19 protein-coding genes are annotated in these 16,826 nt (G+C 43.0%); 3 read left to right on the forward strand and 16 right to left on the reverse strand.

What is annotated here, in order from left to right; genetic code table 11:
* Positions 1–494: 494 nt before the first annotated feature.
* The 11 genes from JMF85_RS02085 to JMF85_RS28335 form a co-directional block, all read right to left on the reverse strand.
* Positions 495–932 (reverse strand): protein-tyrosine phosphatase family protein, encoded by a 438-nt coding sequence (locus tag JMF85_RS02085; protein WP_201317661.1) that lies wholly within the window; start codon positions 930–932, stop codon positions 495–497.
* Positions 901–1,404, reverse strand: coding sequence for an ArsI/CadI family heavy metal resistance metalloenzyme (locus JMF85_RS02090; protein WP_201317662.1), 504 nt, complete (start codon positions 1,402–1,404; stop codon positions 901–903). The genes JMF85_RS02085 and JMF85_RS02090 overlap by 32 nt, the downstream gene beginning before the upstream one ends.
* Before the next feature lies 1 nt (position 1,405).
* Positions 1,406–1,831 (reverse strand): arsenate reductase (thioredoxin), encoded by a 426-nt coding sequence (arsC, locus tag JMF85_RS02095; protein WP_201317663.1) that lies wholly within the window; start codon positions 1,829–1,831, stop codon positions 1,406–1,408.
* Between the two features lie 15 nt (positions 1,832–1,846).
* The gene (locus JMF85_RS02100; protein WP_201317664.1) at positions 1,847–3,262 is read right to left on the reverse strand and encodes an arsenic transporter; all 1,416 of its coding nucleotides are present in this window, start codon (positions 3,260–3,262) and stop codon (positions 1,847–1,849) included.
* Between the two features lie 12 nt (positions 3,263–3,274).
* Entirely contained in the window at positions 3,275–3,595 is a 321-nt protein-coding gene (locus JMF85_RS02105; RefSeq protein WP_397375523.1) for an ArsR/SmtB family transcription factor, read from the reverse strand.
* 145 nt (positions 3,596–3,740) lie between these two features.
* Positions 3,741–4,781: an NAD(P)-binding domain-containing protein gene (locus JMF85_RS02110; protein WP_201317665.1), complete on the reverse strand. Its 1,041-nt coding sequence runs from the start codon at positions 4,779–4,781 to the stop codon at positions 3,741–3,743.
* Between the two features lie 75 nt (positions 4,782–4,856).
* Positions 4,857–5,294, reverse strand: a complete 438-nt coding sequence (locus JMF85_RS02115; protein ID WP_201317666.1) for a MarR family winged helix-turn-helix transcriptional regulator — start codon at positions 5,292–5,294, stop codon at positions 4,857–4,859.
* A 128-nt stretch (positions 5,295–5,422) separates the two neighbouring features.
* Complete coding sequence (locus JMF85_RS02120; RefSeq protein ID WP_236595708.1) at positions 5,423–6,940, reverse strand: NAD(P)-binding domain-containing protein; 1,518 nt, start codon at positions 6,938–6,940, stop codon at positions 5,423–5,425.
* Positions 6,941–6,995: 55 nt separating this feature from the next.
* Positions 6,996–7,346, reverse strand: coding sequence for an ArsR/SmtB family transcription factor (locus JMF85_RS02125; protein WP_201317667.1), 351 nt, complete (start codon positions 7,344–7,346; stop codon positions 6,996–6,998).
* A 19-nt stretch (positions 7,347–7,365) separates the two neighbouring features.
* Positions 7,366–7,542, reverse strand: a complete 177-nt coding sequence (locus tag JMF85_RS02130) for a hypothetical protein (RefSeq protein ID WP_201317668.1) — start codon at positions 7,540–7,542, stop codon at positions 7,366–7,368.
* A gap of 432 nt (positions 7,543–7,974) precedes the next feature.
* A complete protein-coding gene (locus JMF85_RS28335) occupies positions 7,975–8,106 on the reverse strand; it encodes a hypothetical protein (RefSeq protein WP_269103148.1) in 132 nt (43 codons plus the stop codon).
* 239 nt (positions 8,107–8,345) lie between these two features.
* On the opposite strand from JMF85_RS28335, the gene JMF85_RS02135 reads away from it, so the two are divergent.
* The gene (locus JMF85_RS02135) at positions 8,346–9,161 is read left to right on the forward strand and encodes a hypothetical protein (RefSeq protein WP_201317669.1); all 816 of its coding nucleotides are present in this window, start codon (positions 8,346–8,348) and stop codon (positions 9,159–9,161) included.
* Between the two features lie 353 nt (positions 9,162–9,514).
* Here JMF85_RS02135 and JMF85_RS02140 read toward each other — a convergent pair whose 3' ends face one another.
* Positions 9,515–10,756 carry an ISL3 family transposase gene (locus JMF85_RS02140; RefSeq protein WP_201317670.1) on the reverse strand — a complete coding sequence of 414 codons (1,242 nt, stop codon included), beginning with the start codon at positions 10,754–10,756 and terminating at the stop codon, positions 9,515–9,517.
* A 698-nt stretch (positions 10,757–11,454) separates the two neighbouring features.
* Here JMF85_RS02140 and JMF85_RS02145 point away from each other — a divergent pair.
* Positions 11,455–12,411, forward strand: coding sequence for a potassium-transporting ATPase subunit F (locus tag JMF85_RS02145; protein ID WP_201317671.1), 957 nt, complete (start codon positions 11,455–11,457; stop codon positions 12,409–12,411).
* Positions 12,412–12,491: 80 nt separating this feature from the next.
* Here JMF85_RS02145 and JMF85_RS02150 read toward each other — a convergent pair whose 3' ends face one another.
* The 4 genes from JMF85_RS02150 to JMF85_RS02165 form a co-directional block, all read right to left on the reverse strand.
* Complete coding sequence (locus JMF85_RS02150; protein WP_201317672.1) at positions 12,492–13,670, reverse strand: hypothetical protein; 1,179 nt, start codon at positions 13,668–13,670, stop codon at positions 12,492–12,494.
* Positions 13,671–13,685: 15 nt separating this feature from the next.
* Positions 13,686–14,288: a hypothetical protein gene (locus JMF85_RS02155; protein ID WP_201317673.1), complete on the reverse strand. Its 603-nt coding sequence runs from the start codon at positions 14,286–14,288 to the stop codon at positions 13,686–13,688.
* Between the two features lie 510 nt (positions 14,289–14,798).
* Positions 14,799–15,053: a hypothetical protein gene (locus tag JMF85_RS02160; RefSeq protein ID WP_201317674.1), complete on the reverse strand. Its 255-nt coding sequence runs from the start codon at positions 15,051–15,053 to the stop codon at positions 14,799–14,801.
* A 59-nt stretch (positions 15,054–15,112) separates the two neighbouring features.
* Positions 15,113–15,679, reverse strand: coding sequence for a hypothetical protein (locus JMF85_RS02165; protein ID WP_201317675.1), 567 nt, complete (start codon positions 15,677–15,679; stop codon positions 15,113–15,115).
* 408 nt (positions 15,680–16,087) lie between these two features.
* Between JMF85_RS02165 and JMF85_RS02170 the strand changes: the two genes are divergently transcribed.
* Positions 16,088–16,690 carry a hypothetical protein gene (locus tag JMF85_RS02170; RefSeq protein WP_201317676.1) on the forward strand — a complete coding sequence of 201 codons (603 nt, stop codon included), beginning with the start codon at positions 16,088–16,090 and terminating at the stop codon, positions 16,688–16,690.
* The last annotated feature ends 136 nt before the right edge of the window (positions 16,691–16,826 follow it).

The raw sequence follows: 16,826 nt of genomic DNA on the forward strand, positions 1-16,826 counted from the left end.
GAAAAGCAGGGAATATGGGTTTAGGTTAAATTCTGAGCTTTAGGTTATCGCCGAGATTAGTCTGACCGTCTCATTGTAGTTTTTTGTACTTTTGGAATGAAAAATATGATGGTATTCCTATCACTAAAATTATGATAACCCACGAAAGCCACCACAAACTTACAAACATCGGTAGGCCGCGGCAATGAATACAAGAAGATCAAGTAAAAGTGGTCCAGGAAGAAATGGGTTCGTAGAATTCTTAAACAAAAAATACAAAAACAATAAAGAGAAGTATCGTAACAACTGTGCCCAACACTTGAGCATTTGTGATTAGAAACAAAAAGAATCGAAGCGATAATACAAGCTGAAACCAGTCCATCTCGTGCATTCCAGTTTGGTTTCTATCTCCATTCTTCATTTTTGTTCTTCGCTTGCGATCTTTTCAGCTTCCATCTGTTATCTTTGGTTGAATAAAATACAAAAGAGCCACCTTGATTGATGGCTCTTTTGTATTAATCGCCGAATATCTTCTTAAGCGATTCTGTTTGAGACGGCTTAATATCTATAATGCTGCGAATGCTTTTTGCCTTGGCTTCTGCTTCATCGAGAGACTTCGCTACACCAAGTTCCATGAGTGTGCCTGCAGCAACCGTTCCCGTACGACCCTTGCCGCCGCCGCAGTGAAAAGCAACTTTCTGGCCCTGGCGATAAGCATTCACGACTTCATCGATGGCCTTTTTGTACAGGACTTCTTCGCTCTCAGTGGCATTGTCTCCAAGAGGGATCTTGATCCACGCTACATTTGCCTCAGGATACGCACAACCGGTGGATTCCTCACGCAAATCCACAACGACTTCGATGCCTTCATTTTTCACCATCGACTCAACATCTTTTGCTCCACCCATGAAGATTTTATTTTCATGCAGTGAATGGTAATTCTTCTCGGTCATTTGAATGCTCCTTTTTAAACGAACCAAACTCAATGGCTACCGGCTGACTTGGTGGAGCACAGCAAAGAGACATGTCGCTTACTTCGCCCGCCGATTCAAATTCGGAGTCTTCCTTGGTGTAAAAGATCTCCCACGCATTGCCGTCTGGATCATATACCCAAACTTTATCTTGAACCGCGTAGCAACAAGTTGTATTCATTTCGTCAATTAGCAGAAGTCCCGACTGACGCAGCCGCTCGCCCATGGCCAGTACTTCTTCTGTATCGTCCACCTGAAATCCCAGATGGTTAAGTACGCCTTTTTTCTCAAACGGACGAACGTTGAGTGAGAAATGTAGTGCTGGATCGTCAAGTTCAAACTTGGCGTAGTTGTCTTTGACCTTTGTCGGTTCAGCACCGAAAAATGCTTTATAAAAATCAAGCGACTTTTGTAGATCCATGCAGTTAACGGCAACATGCATCCGTTTAATCATATTACTTACCTTCTTTCACGAACTGCTCAATACGATTCTTGATGGAATCGCGAACTTCACGGAACTTCGTCATCACTTCTTCTTCTGTTCCGGTAGCTTTGGCGGGATCGTCAAAACCCCAGTGCCACTTGGTTACATTTTTGTTTTGAATCACCGGGCAGTGCTCGTCGGCATGTCCGCAAAGCGTAATCACGTAATCGGCACGGTTCAAAACATCCGGATCAATGACATCAGAAGTGTGGCTGCTGATATCGATGCCTGCTTCGTTCATTACCTGTACAGCTCTCGGGTTAAGGCCATGTGCCTCAAGGCCAGCACTTTTGACTTCATACTTGTCGCCGCCAAGAGCTTTCATAAATCCGTCTGCAATCTGACTTCTGCATGAGTTACCGGTGCACAAAAAGTAAATCAGTGGTTTTTTCTCCATGGATAATGGTCTCCTTTATTTGCGTGAAATTTTAACCGGTTTAGCTTGGCCGCTGGTCAAGATAGATTTGATGACCAACGCAATCAAAATAACAGCTACTGCAACCGCAGCGATGAGGAACCAGACGTTAATGCTTACGGTATGAATAACGTGTAGCCACAGATAAAGCCCAGTCAGTGTAATAAACAGCGTTGGCACCGTGAGCAAAATACCCGTCTTAAAATAATTGCCCCAGGTAATTTTGATGTCTTTTCGAGCCAGCACATGCAGCCACAGCAGAGTTGCGAGGGATCCGATCGGCGTAATTTTCGGACCCAAATCGCTGCCGATGACGTTGGCGTAAATGAGCGACTCTCTGATTACGCCTTGTGTGTCAGTGCCGTTGATGGCGAGAGCATCGATCATTACTGTGGGCATATTGTTCATGATTGAGGACAATATGGCAGCGATGAAGCCCATTCCGACAGCAGATATGTAAAGCCCTTGATCTGCAACCTTTTGAATGACATCACCCAACATGTCCGTAAGCCCTACGTTACGAAGTCCGTAAACAACTACATACATGCCAATCGAGAACACGACAACGGCCCATGGAGCCTCTTTAATCAGTTTCGCTGTGTGGATTGCATGGCTACCTCTTGCAGCCAGGATAAAGACAATAGCCACCACTCCAGCGATAACGGAAACCGGCAATTGAATGAACTCACTCACCATGTAAGCAATGAGCAGGACCGCAAGCACGATCCAAGAGAGCTTAAACAGCCTCATGTCTTTAATGGCCTCAGCGGGCTTTTTAAGCTGAGTAAAATCGTAATTGCCCGGGATGGTTTTTTTAAAGAACAGATACAAAACAATTAAGCTGGCCGCGATTGAAAAGAGCGTCGGAATGATCATTCGGCTTGCGTACTCCACAAAGCCGATGCCAAAATAATCGGCGGAAACGATATTGACCAGGTTACTGACCACAAGCGGCAATGAGGCAGTATCAGCAATAAAGCCACTCGCCATAATAAACGGCAAGATCATCCTTTGATCAAACTTAAGAGCCCTGACCATGGCGAGGACAATAGGCGTCAAAATCAGTGCTGCTCCATCGTTTGCAAAGAATGCCGCGACTGCTGCACCTAAAAGAACTACATACACAAACATGAGCTTGCCATTGCCTTTAGCAAGGCGTGCCATGTGCAGGGCCGCCCATTCGAAAAAGCCGATTTCGTCCAAGATCAGCGATATCAGGATGATGGCAACAAAAGCAAGCGTTGCGTTCCATACAATGCCGGTAACCGTTCCGACGTCTTCAATTGTTACGACACCAAAGATCAGTGCTAAGATCGCCCCACCCATCGCGGAATAACCGATATTCAGCCCTTTAGGCTGCCATATCACAAACGTAAGTGTCACAAGAAAAATAACAATCGCAAGTGCTGTCATAATGCCTCCTGGTTAGCAACATCTGTTTTTCATCGAATCGATTTTATCTTTTAGCGATGGAATCGTGTCTAACACGGCTTTAACGTATGGTTTGTCGTCGATATTCAGCGAATAGTAAATCCACTGGCTTTTACGGGTTTCGTTCACAAGTCCTACGGCTTTCATTTTCTTAAGGTGCTGACTGACGCCCGGCTGACTCAAGCCAACCAGTTCCACGAGATCACACACGCATAGCTCGCCTTCTCGAAGCAGAGCAAGCATAGATAATCTTGATTGATCGCTTAGGATTTTTAAGAGCTCTGACATCTCTTGAATGTGGTTCACAGTAATCACTTATTCCACCTCACTTTTAGCCTAAGTTCAATATATTGTTTTTGGATTATATAATCAAGGGATAATATTATTTCCCACTTATAAAAAAATACCCCCGCGATTGCCGGGAGTAAGAAGGTTATCAATTGCCTCGTTGTATTTTTGTCTACCGGAGGATCTGATTAACAACATAACTGGCGTCCCTGCCAACCCCTCGAATCGTCGCGGAAGAAAATGTACGTTGACCGGAAAGACCTACAAAATAAAGCCCCGGAACATTATTGCTAATACCAGCTTTTTGTAAGGGGTTTCCGTTTCCGTCTAAAGCACCTATATCCTGCAAGAAATTGAGGTTTGAACGGAATCCAGTAGCAAATATAACGGCATCCGCTTTTTCATTAGAACCATCTGGCCAAATTACCCCATCCGAATTAAAGGCGGTGAACATTTGCTTTTGTACCGGATGGCCAGCATTCAATCGCTTCTTATAACCTCCCAGGTCCATCACGGAAGAACTGTTTGCAGCAGCCTTGCCGAATGACCAAAAGGAATCCACGCCAGTAACTTTGAGCCAAAAATGAATGTCACGGCCCAAAAAACGTTGTGGAAGCAGTGATACAGGCTCATGTACAGCCAAAGTCGTTTTTGCGACTTCCGAGAGCTCGATTGCAATTTGCACAGCAGAATTTCCACGGCCGACAACAATAACCGATTGATCCAGAAACGCATCTGGCCTTAAGTATTCAGATGAATGTAGGACTTTTCCCTTAAAATCGTTTTGTCCATCAATTTCCGGGATAAATGGGCGACTAAAGGAGCCTGTCGCACAAATAAGGTTACGTGCCTGATACGTCTCTCCTGACATGGTGATAATACGAAATGTTCCAGACTCCTGCTGAATCGCTGACACATGACTGTTGTAGACAATAGGAAACTGAAAATGTAAGGCATAATCCTTCAAGTAAGCAATGACCTCATCACGCAGTGGGTATCGATCTCCGGGGCCGGGAAACGACATGCCCGGTAGAGTAGAGTACCTTGCAGGCGAGAATAATTTTAAGCTGTCGTAATACTTGGGCCAAGAGCCTGCAGATTCTCCGCTGGATTCCAGAATCAAAAACTGAAGTCCACTCTTTTTAAGGTGGTATCCTGCGGCTAATCCTGCCTGTCCTGCACCAATAACAATTACGTCCACCTGTTTGCTCATGTAACTTCTCTCCTTAAAATTAGTTGAAAATTTCAAGTATTGGTTAAGAAAAAAGGAGTGGCTCGATGCCCTTTTTCATGTACAACATGAGGGGGGGATCTGCATGCTTTTGTTGAGCAGTGTTAAGGCCCGCAAGACTGTTTCTTTGTCATTGTCGTTCATTGAATTTAATACCTGCTGCAGTTGCTCTTTGATCCGCTCATCAATCATGGTGGCCACAAATTTCCCCTCTGTAGTAAGTGACAATACAAATACCCTTTTATCCATTTCAGAAGCCTTCTTTATCACTAAGCCCTTGCGTATTAGCGTATGAATCTGGTGGCTAAACCTTGTGATTTCCATCCCCAGCGAAGCAGCAACCTGTTGCATGGAAGCTTGGCGTTGCCGATCGATCTCATAAAGAATTTCGCTTTGGATCAGAGAAAACTTTTGGTCTCCGAGTGAGCAGCAATTTTCATTTAACAGGCCAAAACGTCTGTTGATGAGTTGAAAAAGTTGACGAAGATCCTCCATTACCAATCACCTCTAAAATAGTTATTACATATTTAGTTGAAACTTTCAAGTAGTTATCCCGACTGAAATCCAAAAGTAGATTGAGTAAAGTACGCCGGCATTGCAAACGCAACGCCGGCACATTTGGTTTAACCGCAGCAAGAACTATTTTTAGAAATACTTTTGGCCGTTTCAGCCAAAGCGGTACCACACCCACATCCATAATTTCCGGACGTTTTTGCATTCGCGTCCGCTGCACAGCAAGCATCGACATCCACAGGTACGGAGCCGCCGCAGCAACTTTCAGCAGCAACACTGCTACTTGAGCTACTGATACTGCATACGCCCGTTTCCGGCAACTCAAGCTCGACCTTTTCGGCTTCTTCAAAGTCGCCCGTTAATGCTGCGACCACTGATCTGACTTGCTCGTATCCTGTTGCCAGCAAAAACGTTGGTGCCCTGCCATAACTTTTTGAGCCTACAATGTAAAAGTTCTGCTCAGGCTGACGCAGCTCCCTTTCTCCATGTGGACGCACAGTTCCGCAGCTGTGAATATTGGGGTCAATAAGCTGTGCCAGAGCGTCCACGCTTTCAAGTGCTGGGTCCAAATCGATTCTAACTTCCCGAAGGAAATTGATATCAGGACGCGATCCGGTGCTGGTGATGATTTCATCGATTCCTTCGATGCGTATTGTCTGATCGTTTGACCGCCCAGTAACGATAATTTTGTCCGCGTCTTTATTAAAACTAACGATGTTAAACGAGGTATATACCCTAAGCTTTCCGGCTTCCACAAGCTTTTGAAGGCGAACGCCCAAAACGCCGCGTTCGCGAAGACCGTCATTTTCTTGCCCACCATAAACTTCTTTAACATTTGACTTTCGGATCACCCAAATGATGTTTGTTTCCGGCTCCTCGTGCTGAAGACGTTCAAGATCTAAAAGAGCGTTCACAGCCGAGTGTCCGCTGCCGACAACAAGAACTTTTTTGCGGCTATATCTGACTCTGTCTTTATCCAAAACATCTGGAATACCGTAAAAGATCTGACTATTTACTAAGCGTTCTTCCTCTGTCCAGACTCCTTCGGAATTTGAGGGATTAGGGTTTGACCAGGTCCCGGAAGCGTCGATTACAGCTTTTGCTTCAAAAGCGATTTGCTTATCGTCTTTTTTAACACGCAGAACAAACGGCAGTTTTTCGCGGCCATAGGTTTTTACTTTACTTAAGCCTTTTCTGCTGATGGCCACAACTTTTGCGTTGTAGTGAATATTGGGCTTTATCGACGAAAGTTTAGACAAGGGATCTAAATACTTCTCAACGAGTTCCCCGCCTGTTGGATGTTCGTCATCACTTGGAGCTTTCCAGCCATGAACCTCGAGAAGCTCTTTTGCTGCCTTATCGATGTTGTATTTCCACGGAGAAAATAAGCGAACATGGCTCCAGCTTTGAATATTTCCAGCGACTTCGCTTGCGGCTTCAAAAAGAACGAACGATTCGCCCTTTGAAACGAGATGTGCAGCCGCGGCAAGCCCTACTGGCCCCCCGCCAATAATGGCAACCGGTAGCCTTCGGTTATCATCAAGCGGCAACAGCTGCGTTACGCCGCAACCGCAACCTGTTTGCATGATCGGCACCAGCTGTGCCGAAGAAGAGCAACACTCACTCATAAATATCAGCCTCCATTTTATAAATCAAAATTATTTGATTATTAGTTCAAAAAAATTAGCAGCAGTCGCTGCTCTTAGCTTGAGCGGGCCTAAAGATGCAGCACAATTTCTCGGACAGCAGCTCGCCGACTTCTTCTGCGTTAATTTCGTAATGACTCCAAGTACCGCGTGTTTCTTTTGTAATAAGCCCGGCATCGAGGAGAATCTTTAGGTGATACGACAGCTTAGACTGCTGCATTTCAACGATTTCAGAAAGATCGCAAACGCAAGTGTTACCCCTTTGGCAAAGCTCGTACAAGATCTGCAGCCGCTTTTGATCGGCAAGGGCTTTGAATTTGGCTTCGTATTTTGTAAACGAAACACCGGACCCAGCATTTACTTGTGTAACCGGAATATCAATTTTCATATGGCTAAGCCGCCTTGAATTAACAGCAGCAGCAAACTGCAGTTGCGGCTTGTTTTGTTTGGCGGAAACGTAACCGCTGGTTCAGCTTATCCATAAAGCTTGTTGTTATGTACCCTTCTTTATGAGACAAACGTGCCACTTTTATAATTTCCTGCTGTCTTTGTTTAGCGAGCATTTCAAAAACATAATGATTCATGACTGATCCCCCCTATAGTATTTATCAAAAATTTTTGATTAAATCTTCATAAAATCAATTTACCATCATTTTCTGTCATCGTCAATCGCTAAATCAAAAAAATTTGATTTTATGATCTGGACCTGTGTTCTTTGGTCGTATATAGTAGGACACTCCCAGTAACGATAGCGTGTACTGAAGTGGTCAAATTGCAAATAACCCAAGAACCAAACGCCTCAGCATCACATACGTTACGAGCCGGATTCATGTATCAAGTCCTAAGGGTTTGGGTAGTAGGGATCTGAATATCGGGAAACTCAGACATGGTAGAACCATTTTTGCATTTTCCCATGGCTTAGAATGGAAAATAATTGTTAAAGGCTCTGCAATCCTTGATTGTTGATCTGTAACCAAAAGAAAAACCGCCGAGTAATGAGGCGGTTTTTCTTTTGGTTAGTCAGGCATATCCTCATCATTGGGCTGTTTCGGTTTGATGCCCAACTGCTTAAAAGACTCTTGAATTTTTCGGTTGAGTTCAGCGACCGGATCCAATGGTTGCTCATGTTGTTGTTCGTGATCGTCCAAGGTGTTTCCCTCCCCAGGTACCTTATTCTAAGATCCCCTTACCCCGGGCACCTGCTCATTCCACTTTTCCCTTTTGGGACATTTCCGTTTGCGTTACCAAGGTTAGCCTACCGCAGCCGACTGCTTTCAATTCAAGAAGCATGATCCACTTTGATCACAACCAATAATTGACTGTGAAAAGAATATACATTTATAATTTATTTAATCGTAAAAATATTCCAGAACTAAGGGTGGATTTTATGCTGAAACGATATGACCCTCAAAATCCTTTATTGATTCCATCAGTAGTTTGTTTCACTGATATTTTAGGTTTTTCCCAAATGGTTTTGAATGCCCACCAAACCGGTGGAGGGGATCAACTTCTGAAACGCCTTCACAAAATATTGACTGAACAATACAGGCAATTAAAGCCTGCCGAAGACTACGTTGGTATCTTTAAGGCTTTTACCGATAATATTGTAATTGGTCTTCCAATTTACGAAGATGGTGAATTACAACTCGGTGGCGTTTTCCTTGATTTTGCTTCCTTCCAATTAGCACTTACATTAGAAGGCTTTTTTATCCGTGGCGGGGTAGCAATTGGAGACTATTATGGTGACGATGAATTTGCTTATGGACCTTCAATAATTGAGGCACATGATCTTGAAAATAGATTTGCAATATTTCCAAGAATCATATTAAGTGATGAAGCAGTTCAAATGGTTAAGCAGCATGTTGAATATTATGCTGAACCTAATTGGTCTCCACAAAGCACAGATTTAATTCAAGATAACACAGATGGAAAATGGTTCATAAACTATTTGGAAGCTATAATGCATGATGTACGTGAGTATGGTGATTATCAAGAAGCTGTTGCATTGTTATTACAGCACAAACAAGTTATTGAGGATAATCTGATACAACACCAAGGAAACTTACACATTCTTTCAAAATACATTTGGGTTGCCCATTATCATAATTATTTTTGTACAGAGAATATTCCGCAGCCATTATTACAAAAATCTTCACTTATCATAACGCAACAAACGAATGGGAACTTTTCACGTATAGTATAGGGATATGCACTGGTATAAATTCCTACGAGAACAAGATTCAAATAAAGCAGCAGTTTGGATTTTTGACAACTTGAAGGTAGAATATTACACTTGCTTGTTAAAATGAGTCTCTACAACAAAAGCTTCCCTTTTGGGGAAGCTTTTGCATTACCGACGCTTATTTCCAAGTATAACCTTTAAGTTTGTTTTCGAAGCTTCTTCATTTAAATTTTTAATTACCCCTTGTTCAATTTCTTGTGAGGCGAACCCACTTATCCACAAATTAATGCACACCTGATGCACAAACAAAGAAAATCATAATTTTTTAAAGGCTCAATTCCAAAGTTAGTGCTTGGGATTTCGGAACGTTTGTGTTATCGGCAATAACGTGCACGATTGCATTCAACGAGAAGACCCTGCACGTACCTAACTCGGTTGCGAGTGAAGTAATGTCTGCGCTGGAAAGCTTTCATTCGGTTATTTTTGCCTTCAACGGCAGCGTTGGTCCAGCGGCAACGATGGTAGTTGACGATCTCTTGACGCCAGTTCCGAATGGTTTTCAAACAAGCGGAGACAGCCGGATGTTCGAGCCGTTCCCCTTGTTTGAGCCAGTCATCTAATCGGATGTTCGCTACTTTCGCATCCGGCGAGCAGTCGTACCATTCGCTGAACGCTTCTTTCCAAGCATGCGCCTGCTGCAACAGAGGCGAATAACTCAGAATTTCCTTTAACTGTTGTTGCTGTTGGGCAGGCAGCGATGCCTGTGGCGGGTTGAGCAACCGATGCTTGGCTTTCAGATTGGCTTTCGCTCTGGGAGACAGTGTGCTTTGCACCGTTTTTCGGACGGCCTGAACAGCTTCCGTGACATACCGATGGACATGAAATCGGTCCGCAATCCGAATCGCTTCCGGAAAACATTCCTGAATCCAGGTATGGTAATAGGGTGCTAAATCCATTACCACGGCTCTCGGACGCAGCGCCAAAAACTCCGGATGCTGCCTCGCATACGCTCGAAGTTCTTCCAATGTACGGCCGGGTAAAATGTCAAGCAGCGTTTCGCCTCTTAAATTATGGATGCCTGTATTGTAGGTATGACCTTTTCGGATCGCGAAATCGTCTATCCCCAGTACCAGGTTCGAGGTATGAGCGGCATCTTGCCACACACGTTCCTGAAGACGCGCGCTTTCCGCCGCCAACCATTGTTGATGCTTGGTTTGGAGTGTGCTCGCGGGCATTTCATGAATTTCAGCGCTTTGTTTGACGGTAGCCGCCGTTGCCGTGCGAATGGCTTGCTTTTCAAAAGCGTGAGAGTACCGTTTGCCAGCGCCGACAAAGGCATACTGCCAGACGAAACCACACTGGCAATCATTACAGAACATCCGGATGGCAGGGGTTAGCACATAAATGGTTTTGTCAAATGCATCGCGATGACGAATTTTACGCATCCGGTTTTTACCTCTACGGATCACGGACTCTTTCGATCGACAGATCGGGCATGCCTGGGTATTCGAACAAGGAGAGACTTCGATATGAATCGTTCGTTCATCGATTTCCAAAACTTGTATCGCTTTAACCTCTGGTAAATCAAGCAAAAGATCGGTATACTGGTTGTGCATCTGTCATTCCTCGAAGTGGATTGGTAGCACAACCATTTTACGGAATGTACAGATGTTTTTCTATTCTGGGCCACTCAGCATAAGAAATCAGTTACTTTCAAGCACTATGTTTTGTGTAGAGCCGTAATTTAAGTAGCTTTTTATTTGGTTCATTGTTGTTCCCCATCTCTTTTTTCTTTGATGAAATAATACCGCTCAAAATAAGAGTTGTCAACCAATATTTGGATACAGTTACCTTCACAACAAGGTAGGGAAAGGCTACGAATTGAGGGAGCTTAATGCGTTTGGACTATTCACGAAAGATGATGAAAGAGTTATGCAGCTGTGGTGTCGATCAGGGATGAGAATCAGGGAAGGGTCAGAAAGTTGGGTTCCCTTCTCCCTGACCCCTGATTTTTTTGCTTTTTCTCCTTGACAACAAAAAACTGCATTTTGTATATTCACATTATGTCATCTTGCCTAAATCAACATTTTTATTGACATTTTCTCAAGCCATTTTGAAGACTGATTTATTTAGAATTGCACTTTTTTGTTAGGTTTCTTAGGAATCGAAGGGGTTATTATGCCCTGTGAAGCCTGGAAGACCTATACAGTGCAATTTTAGTAGATCAGTCTTTTTTATTGGATCTGTTATCCTTGATTGTTGATCCGTAACCAAAAGAAAAACCGCCGAGTAAAAAGGAAGGGAGAGGAACGACATGTTTAAAGATATCGTCGAGAAAAGAATTCACCGAAATGAAACATTGCCACATCCTGAAATGGATGTCTTGTGGGCGGGAATGTGGCGATGGCTGCTTCAACTGCATATTCCATTTTATATCTTCCTGGCATTCAATCAAGACTATTTCCCGTTTCTGGCGACGATGGACGCGGCAATCGGTATGTGTTTTGTCGTTTATCACCTTACGATTCGCCAGCTGATTAAAAGAGGGGTAGTTCAAGCGTTTTACCGCAAGCATTATTCGAATGCCAGTGGCATGTTCTGGTCTTTTCTTTTGATCGGGTCATTTACTCGATCGATTATATTTGTCTTGTATTACGGAATTTGTCTCAGTTGGGTGTCGGGAGACGCAACGAAAGAACGCTGGAATCATTACATGGCAGACTTGCAAACGAACCTTGCCAGTTCGGCTGGTGCTATCGTAGGAGTCGGGCTTTGCTTGTACTTGTTTTACAGCCTTTTCTATCGTGAGCGGTTCATTTCTGTTGTTGACTATTCTCAGCGTGTTGCTCAAGTTATGAGGCGACAGGGATTGGCATTTAACCAAGCCGCGAGAGTTGTCCTGAGCCAGAAAGAGAAAGAACCGGCTCCTGAGTGTAGGGATGAATCAACGGAAACTGGTGACGGGGATTTGTTTGCAAAGTTTTTTGGATATTCCGTGGCACAATCGCAAACTGAGCAGAGAAACGTAAATGATATGGATCAAAAATCCATAACATGTAATTGCAGCAATGAGAGAGAATTAAGGTACGTAACCAAAATTGGCAGAAAAAACGGGAAACTCGCAACGGTCAAAGGGGTTCCGATTTATTATTGCCCATACTGCGAAGATGCGTTTATGGCAAGGACAGATCGTTTGCGACTTATAGAACTGGTCAAACAGGCTGTTGAAACAGGCAGAAAAGAAATAGAATTCCATGTGAAGGTATATTAGACCAAGTTACTCATGGAAGTATGTAATGAATGGCAATCCTTTTCTCGGGCATAGCCGAGCAATTGCCATCGCGTCAAAAACTACCGCCTCATTAGATTCATATGCTTGATCCCGTCCATAAACTGATTCGTGATATCATAATCAACGAATTGCACATCAATTTGCTTCTGCATCTCATCATCAATTCCCCAATCGCGAAGAGTCGCGACAAACCGCATACCTTTAACCTCTTTGGAGACAAAATCACGAACAAGAGTCTCCGAATCGGCTTTAACTCTTTTCGTCGCGGCTTCGTCTAAGCAGACCACACCGATCTTTAGCTTGAAATCGCTCTTGATATTGAGAAATCGACTAAGCATATGATGCAAGCAAGCAATGTCTGCGGCAATTTTATATGCGTTTTGCTTGTTGTATATGTCGAACATCAAAACGGTTACATGCCATTTGTTTTTTATGCTCTTTATTTGGGCAATGTAATAATTACAATTGAGCATCGTATCGATGGAGAAGCAACTCATTCGATAATTCTTCGGAGAAACAAACTTGACCTCTACATCATCTATGCGTCTGTCATAATCACGAATCACTTCATTCAGAGGCGTATCAGAAGAAGAGTTCAGCTTCCCTTTTCCTTTTCTCTTTGAAGCTGAACCTTTCTTTAGACCTTCGAGCCGCTTTTGATGTAAAGCTCTCATCTTTTCAATTTCATACTCTATTCCAGCAATACTGAGTTCTTTTTGGAACCGCTGATAGCTTGCAAGCTGACATAAGTATCCAAGACCTTCATTTTTATTCAATAAGATCGTACTGCAATCACGATCAAGCATGTCAACTATACTATTAAAGGTGATTGTCTTGTTTTCGTTCTGAATACGAGGCAATATTTTTGATTGAATGTAGCAATTCTTAAATATGCTCACAAGGATTCGTTCATTCGAATGAGAAACTGGTACAGACGCAACGTTGTAGCTACTTTGCTTGCATTCAATAAATCTGATTGCATGTTTTCGCAAAACGAGCATTTGTAGCTGAGTTTTCTTGTTGTACGCAGTGAATGGCTCTTTGCAAATAATCTCGTAGTGCTCAAGCTTCGCAATTTGGATGTAAAACTCGTTCAAATTTCGTGCAAGCCCCAAGTCCTTCGCATAATTCCAAAGCTGTTTTAACAACATTACCTTGTTGCCAAGATGGTAAACAATTTTTAAATAATCTTGATGCTGCTCACATATTTGCTGTTTAATCACAGTTGAAACACCCATAAAAATTGCACCTCCTCAAATTCGGGTTGTTTCGTATTGATATTGCATTATTTCAACCAGAGCTTCCTTAGCTCTAAGTTCTTCTTCGCTATAATTACCCGTAATAATCTCAAAAGCGATCTCTAAGCCATTTTCGTTTGTGTAGACGCAATCCGGCATCGAGATTAGTCCTCTGATGAGCATATCCTCGTATAATTTGGCTTGCATTTCTTGGTCTTGTTCATGCATCATCCTTAGTTGCTCCTGGAATTGACCTCTAACCTCGTTTTCTGACTTCCAAGAATCCCGCAAGTTTTCGGGGAGACTGAAATACTTGTCCGCTAATGCAACGTCATGAGCCGGGCTTTGGGCATAATATACTCGTTCTAATTGCCAAAGACGACTTGCCGTTTGGCGACCAAGCTTGGTTAACTGGTAACATTCTTTGATCTTTCCGTTCTGCTTGTAGACTACTTTCTCAAAGTGACGATCTCGCACCATATTTTGGATACGCTTGTCTACCAATCCGCAAGAGCGAAGATGCTCATGGCTAACGTGTCCACACTTTGCCAAAGCAGTAAATGCTAAACGATCACGATTAAAAAATTGCGAGATGAGGGGTTTGCCTCGCCTTGCCATTGTAATGCACCTCCTTTTGCTGTAAAAAATTAGCGTTGCGGCTGCAGTAATGCTTTGATTAGACCATCACCAGATAGTCAGTATGGTTTTGGCGTTTTGATAGAAACGCTTGCCGTGTAGATTGATGCGGCAACATGCTTTTGCGGCTCGTTTACAGCCGCTTGCCCCCTCGGTAGAGGGGCAACAATCCCCAGAGGGGCGAGTTGCTGCGGCTCAGTTTCACAGTGAGTGCCGAAGGCCGAACGGTCGCCTCAGGCGAGTGCAACTGAGCGTACAGCTTCTTACTTTGCCGATTTCCGAAGGAAGAGGCGAAGTTAGAAGATGTCGCAGGAACGAAGCCCCTCTTCTCGCTTTTGATATAATAGTTAGATCCACGGTGCAATATAACAGCATTTTGTAATTGGCAACAAAAAAGGCTCGATACCATAGGTACCAGAGCCTCTTCCCGCAAACGGGAAGCAAAAAAAGCCAGGTCGGGGGATAATGCCGATCTGGCTTTGTATAGTATGTTCATTGATGCCGGAGCAAATCAAGTGCACGTCTGTTCATCTCGCGGAGGTCGGCAAAGCCGCTATCAATATTGACTTTCGTTTCAAATAGCTTCGAATGATTGTTTGAAGCCTGCCTTCGTTCGATACCTCTACGTGGTTTAGGCGGCTGATCTGATATTAATTGTTTTCTCTCAAGCTTATCAATACGAAGCTGAATGTCGGCAACTGCCTGCTTCAAATCCTTTATTTCATTTTCGATCTGCTTTGAATTCATGGCTATCGACCTCCTCAATCACTATCACTTCCCGTTGAAAATTACTCCTTGTGACGGCTTTATCCTTTCTTGCCCACTTTAATTCTCAGTATGGTCGCCTTAATATCGCAAGTGTAGTTATAACCAATACCATGGAACCCGAGAATATCACTAATCTTGATTTGGTTCTTGTTCATCTGCTGCTCTTGAAATTCATAAGCGTCTCTTTCTGATGGACGAGTTAGATAATCCTCTATATTTTCAGAATCGAGTTTCTGCTCTGCCTCTTCTATATACATACCATTTATTTGCTGCCATGCATGACGTAGTTCATGAAATGCGTTCCCAACAGAATGTAGCTTTTGCATTGCCGGATTTGAGGGATCATTATTGAACGGGAAGAGTTTGATCAACTTCTTCTCATGCAAGCACACACCTGGCGGTTGATACGATACATTGTTGAGAATGTAGTTGTAATCTTTTATATCCATATCCGGGTTATTAATCATCTCTGCCTGGACTTCCTCACGATCCCGATAAACATAAATTTTGTATGGCAACAAGGTGTACTCAGTGCCCAAGAGTTCAACACATTTTCTTAATTCACCTCGTCTAATTATTGAACTTCTGCTCGTTATATCAACCATTTATCGTTATTCCTCCTATACCACATGTTATTAGATAACCGGCACAAAGCCGAATTGTTTTCGTCCATTTCTTACCAAATTATACCACAGTCGCAGTGGCTCCTTTTTTATTGGTATCGTCATCTGCCCCTCTTTTTTACTTGGTGACAGCTCTCTCTGTCAGACTGGACCTCTATTACTTCCAAATCGTCTCAAATCAAAACTAAGCCCGATATTTGACCATGTCAATAGTCACGCGGAATAACGAATGTGCTGCTCAGACATGGTAGAACCGTTTTTGCATTTTCCCATGGCTTACAATCACATATGATTAATTTATAAAAGAAGAATACGCCGGAATTCTTTATCGGAAATATTTTTGTACCGGAAATTTGTCTCACGGCTTTTCAAACAAAAAGGAGAGATACTATGAGCAAAATCATCACACTCGAAAACAATAATATCAATGAAAACATCAAAAAGTTCTGTGGACAAGGTTTAGAGGAGGTAATGTATACCTATACCGATGAATTTGGATTCGCAGGAATCTATTCTTTGTTAAATGGTTTAGATGAGTTGACGAGTATAGAGGATCTTAAAAATGACTATCATAACCAATGTGGTATTGGTATTGGAATTATACCAAAACCATGGGGGGAGAATCGCTTTATCGCCTGCAAAGAAGGTGTCTTCATCTGGGACTGGGGAAGGCAGGATTATGCGTTGATTGGACATATCAGTTCAATAGTCCGGCAAAAGAGAATAGCGTTTGCGAGAAAAACATACATTGTTCATGACCAAAAAAAGCTTCAATTCGAACTTGGAGAAAGTTACTTGATAGTCGGTGAATTTGTTTCTTTTCAGTTCGAAACGATGCCCATCATTATTTTCGTTATAGAAGTAGGATCTAATCTCGTTGAAATCCCTTACGATGACAAGAGTCAAACAATTGCAGTTAAGGATTTAGCAATGATATCTTTTTTTGAAAAACCCATACGACAAGGAGGTGGGATATTAACACTTGCTTGGTAAGACGACTCTCTACTAAAAGATTGAAAGCAGACTGCCGCGGCGGACTGCTTTCAATAAAACAGGCTTGTAAACATCTTCCCCTAAGGGCCCAGCAATTCGTTGGTTTCCTTAACCCCAACTCTCCAAAACCCTGTAC

It is taken from the genome of Paenibacillus sp. EPM92 (assembly GCF_016586185.1).
GTDB classification, from domain to species: domain Bacteria; phylum Bacillota; class Bacilli; order Paenibacillales; family NBRC-103111; genus Paenibacillus_G; species Paenibacillus_G validus.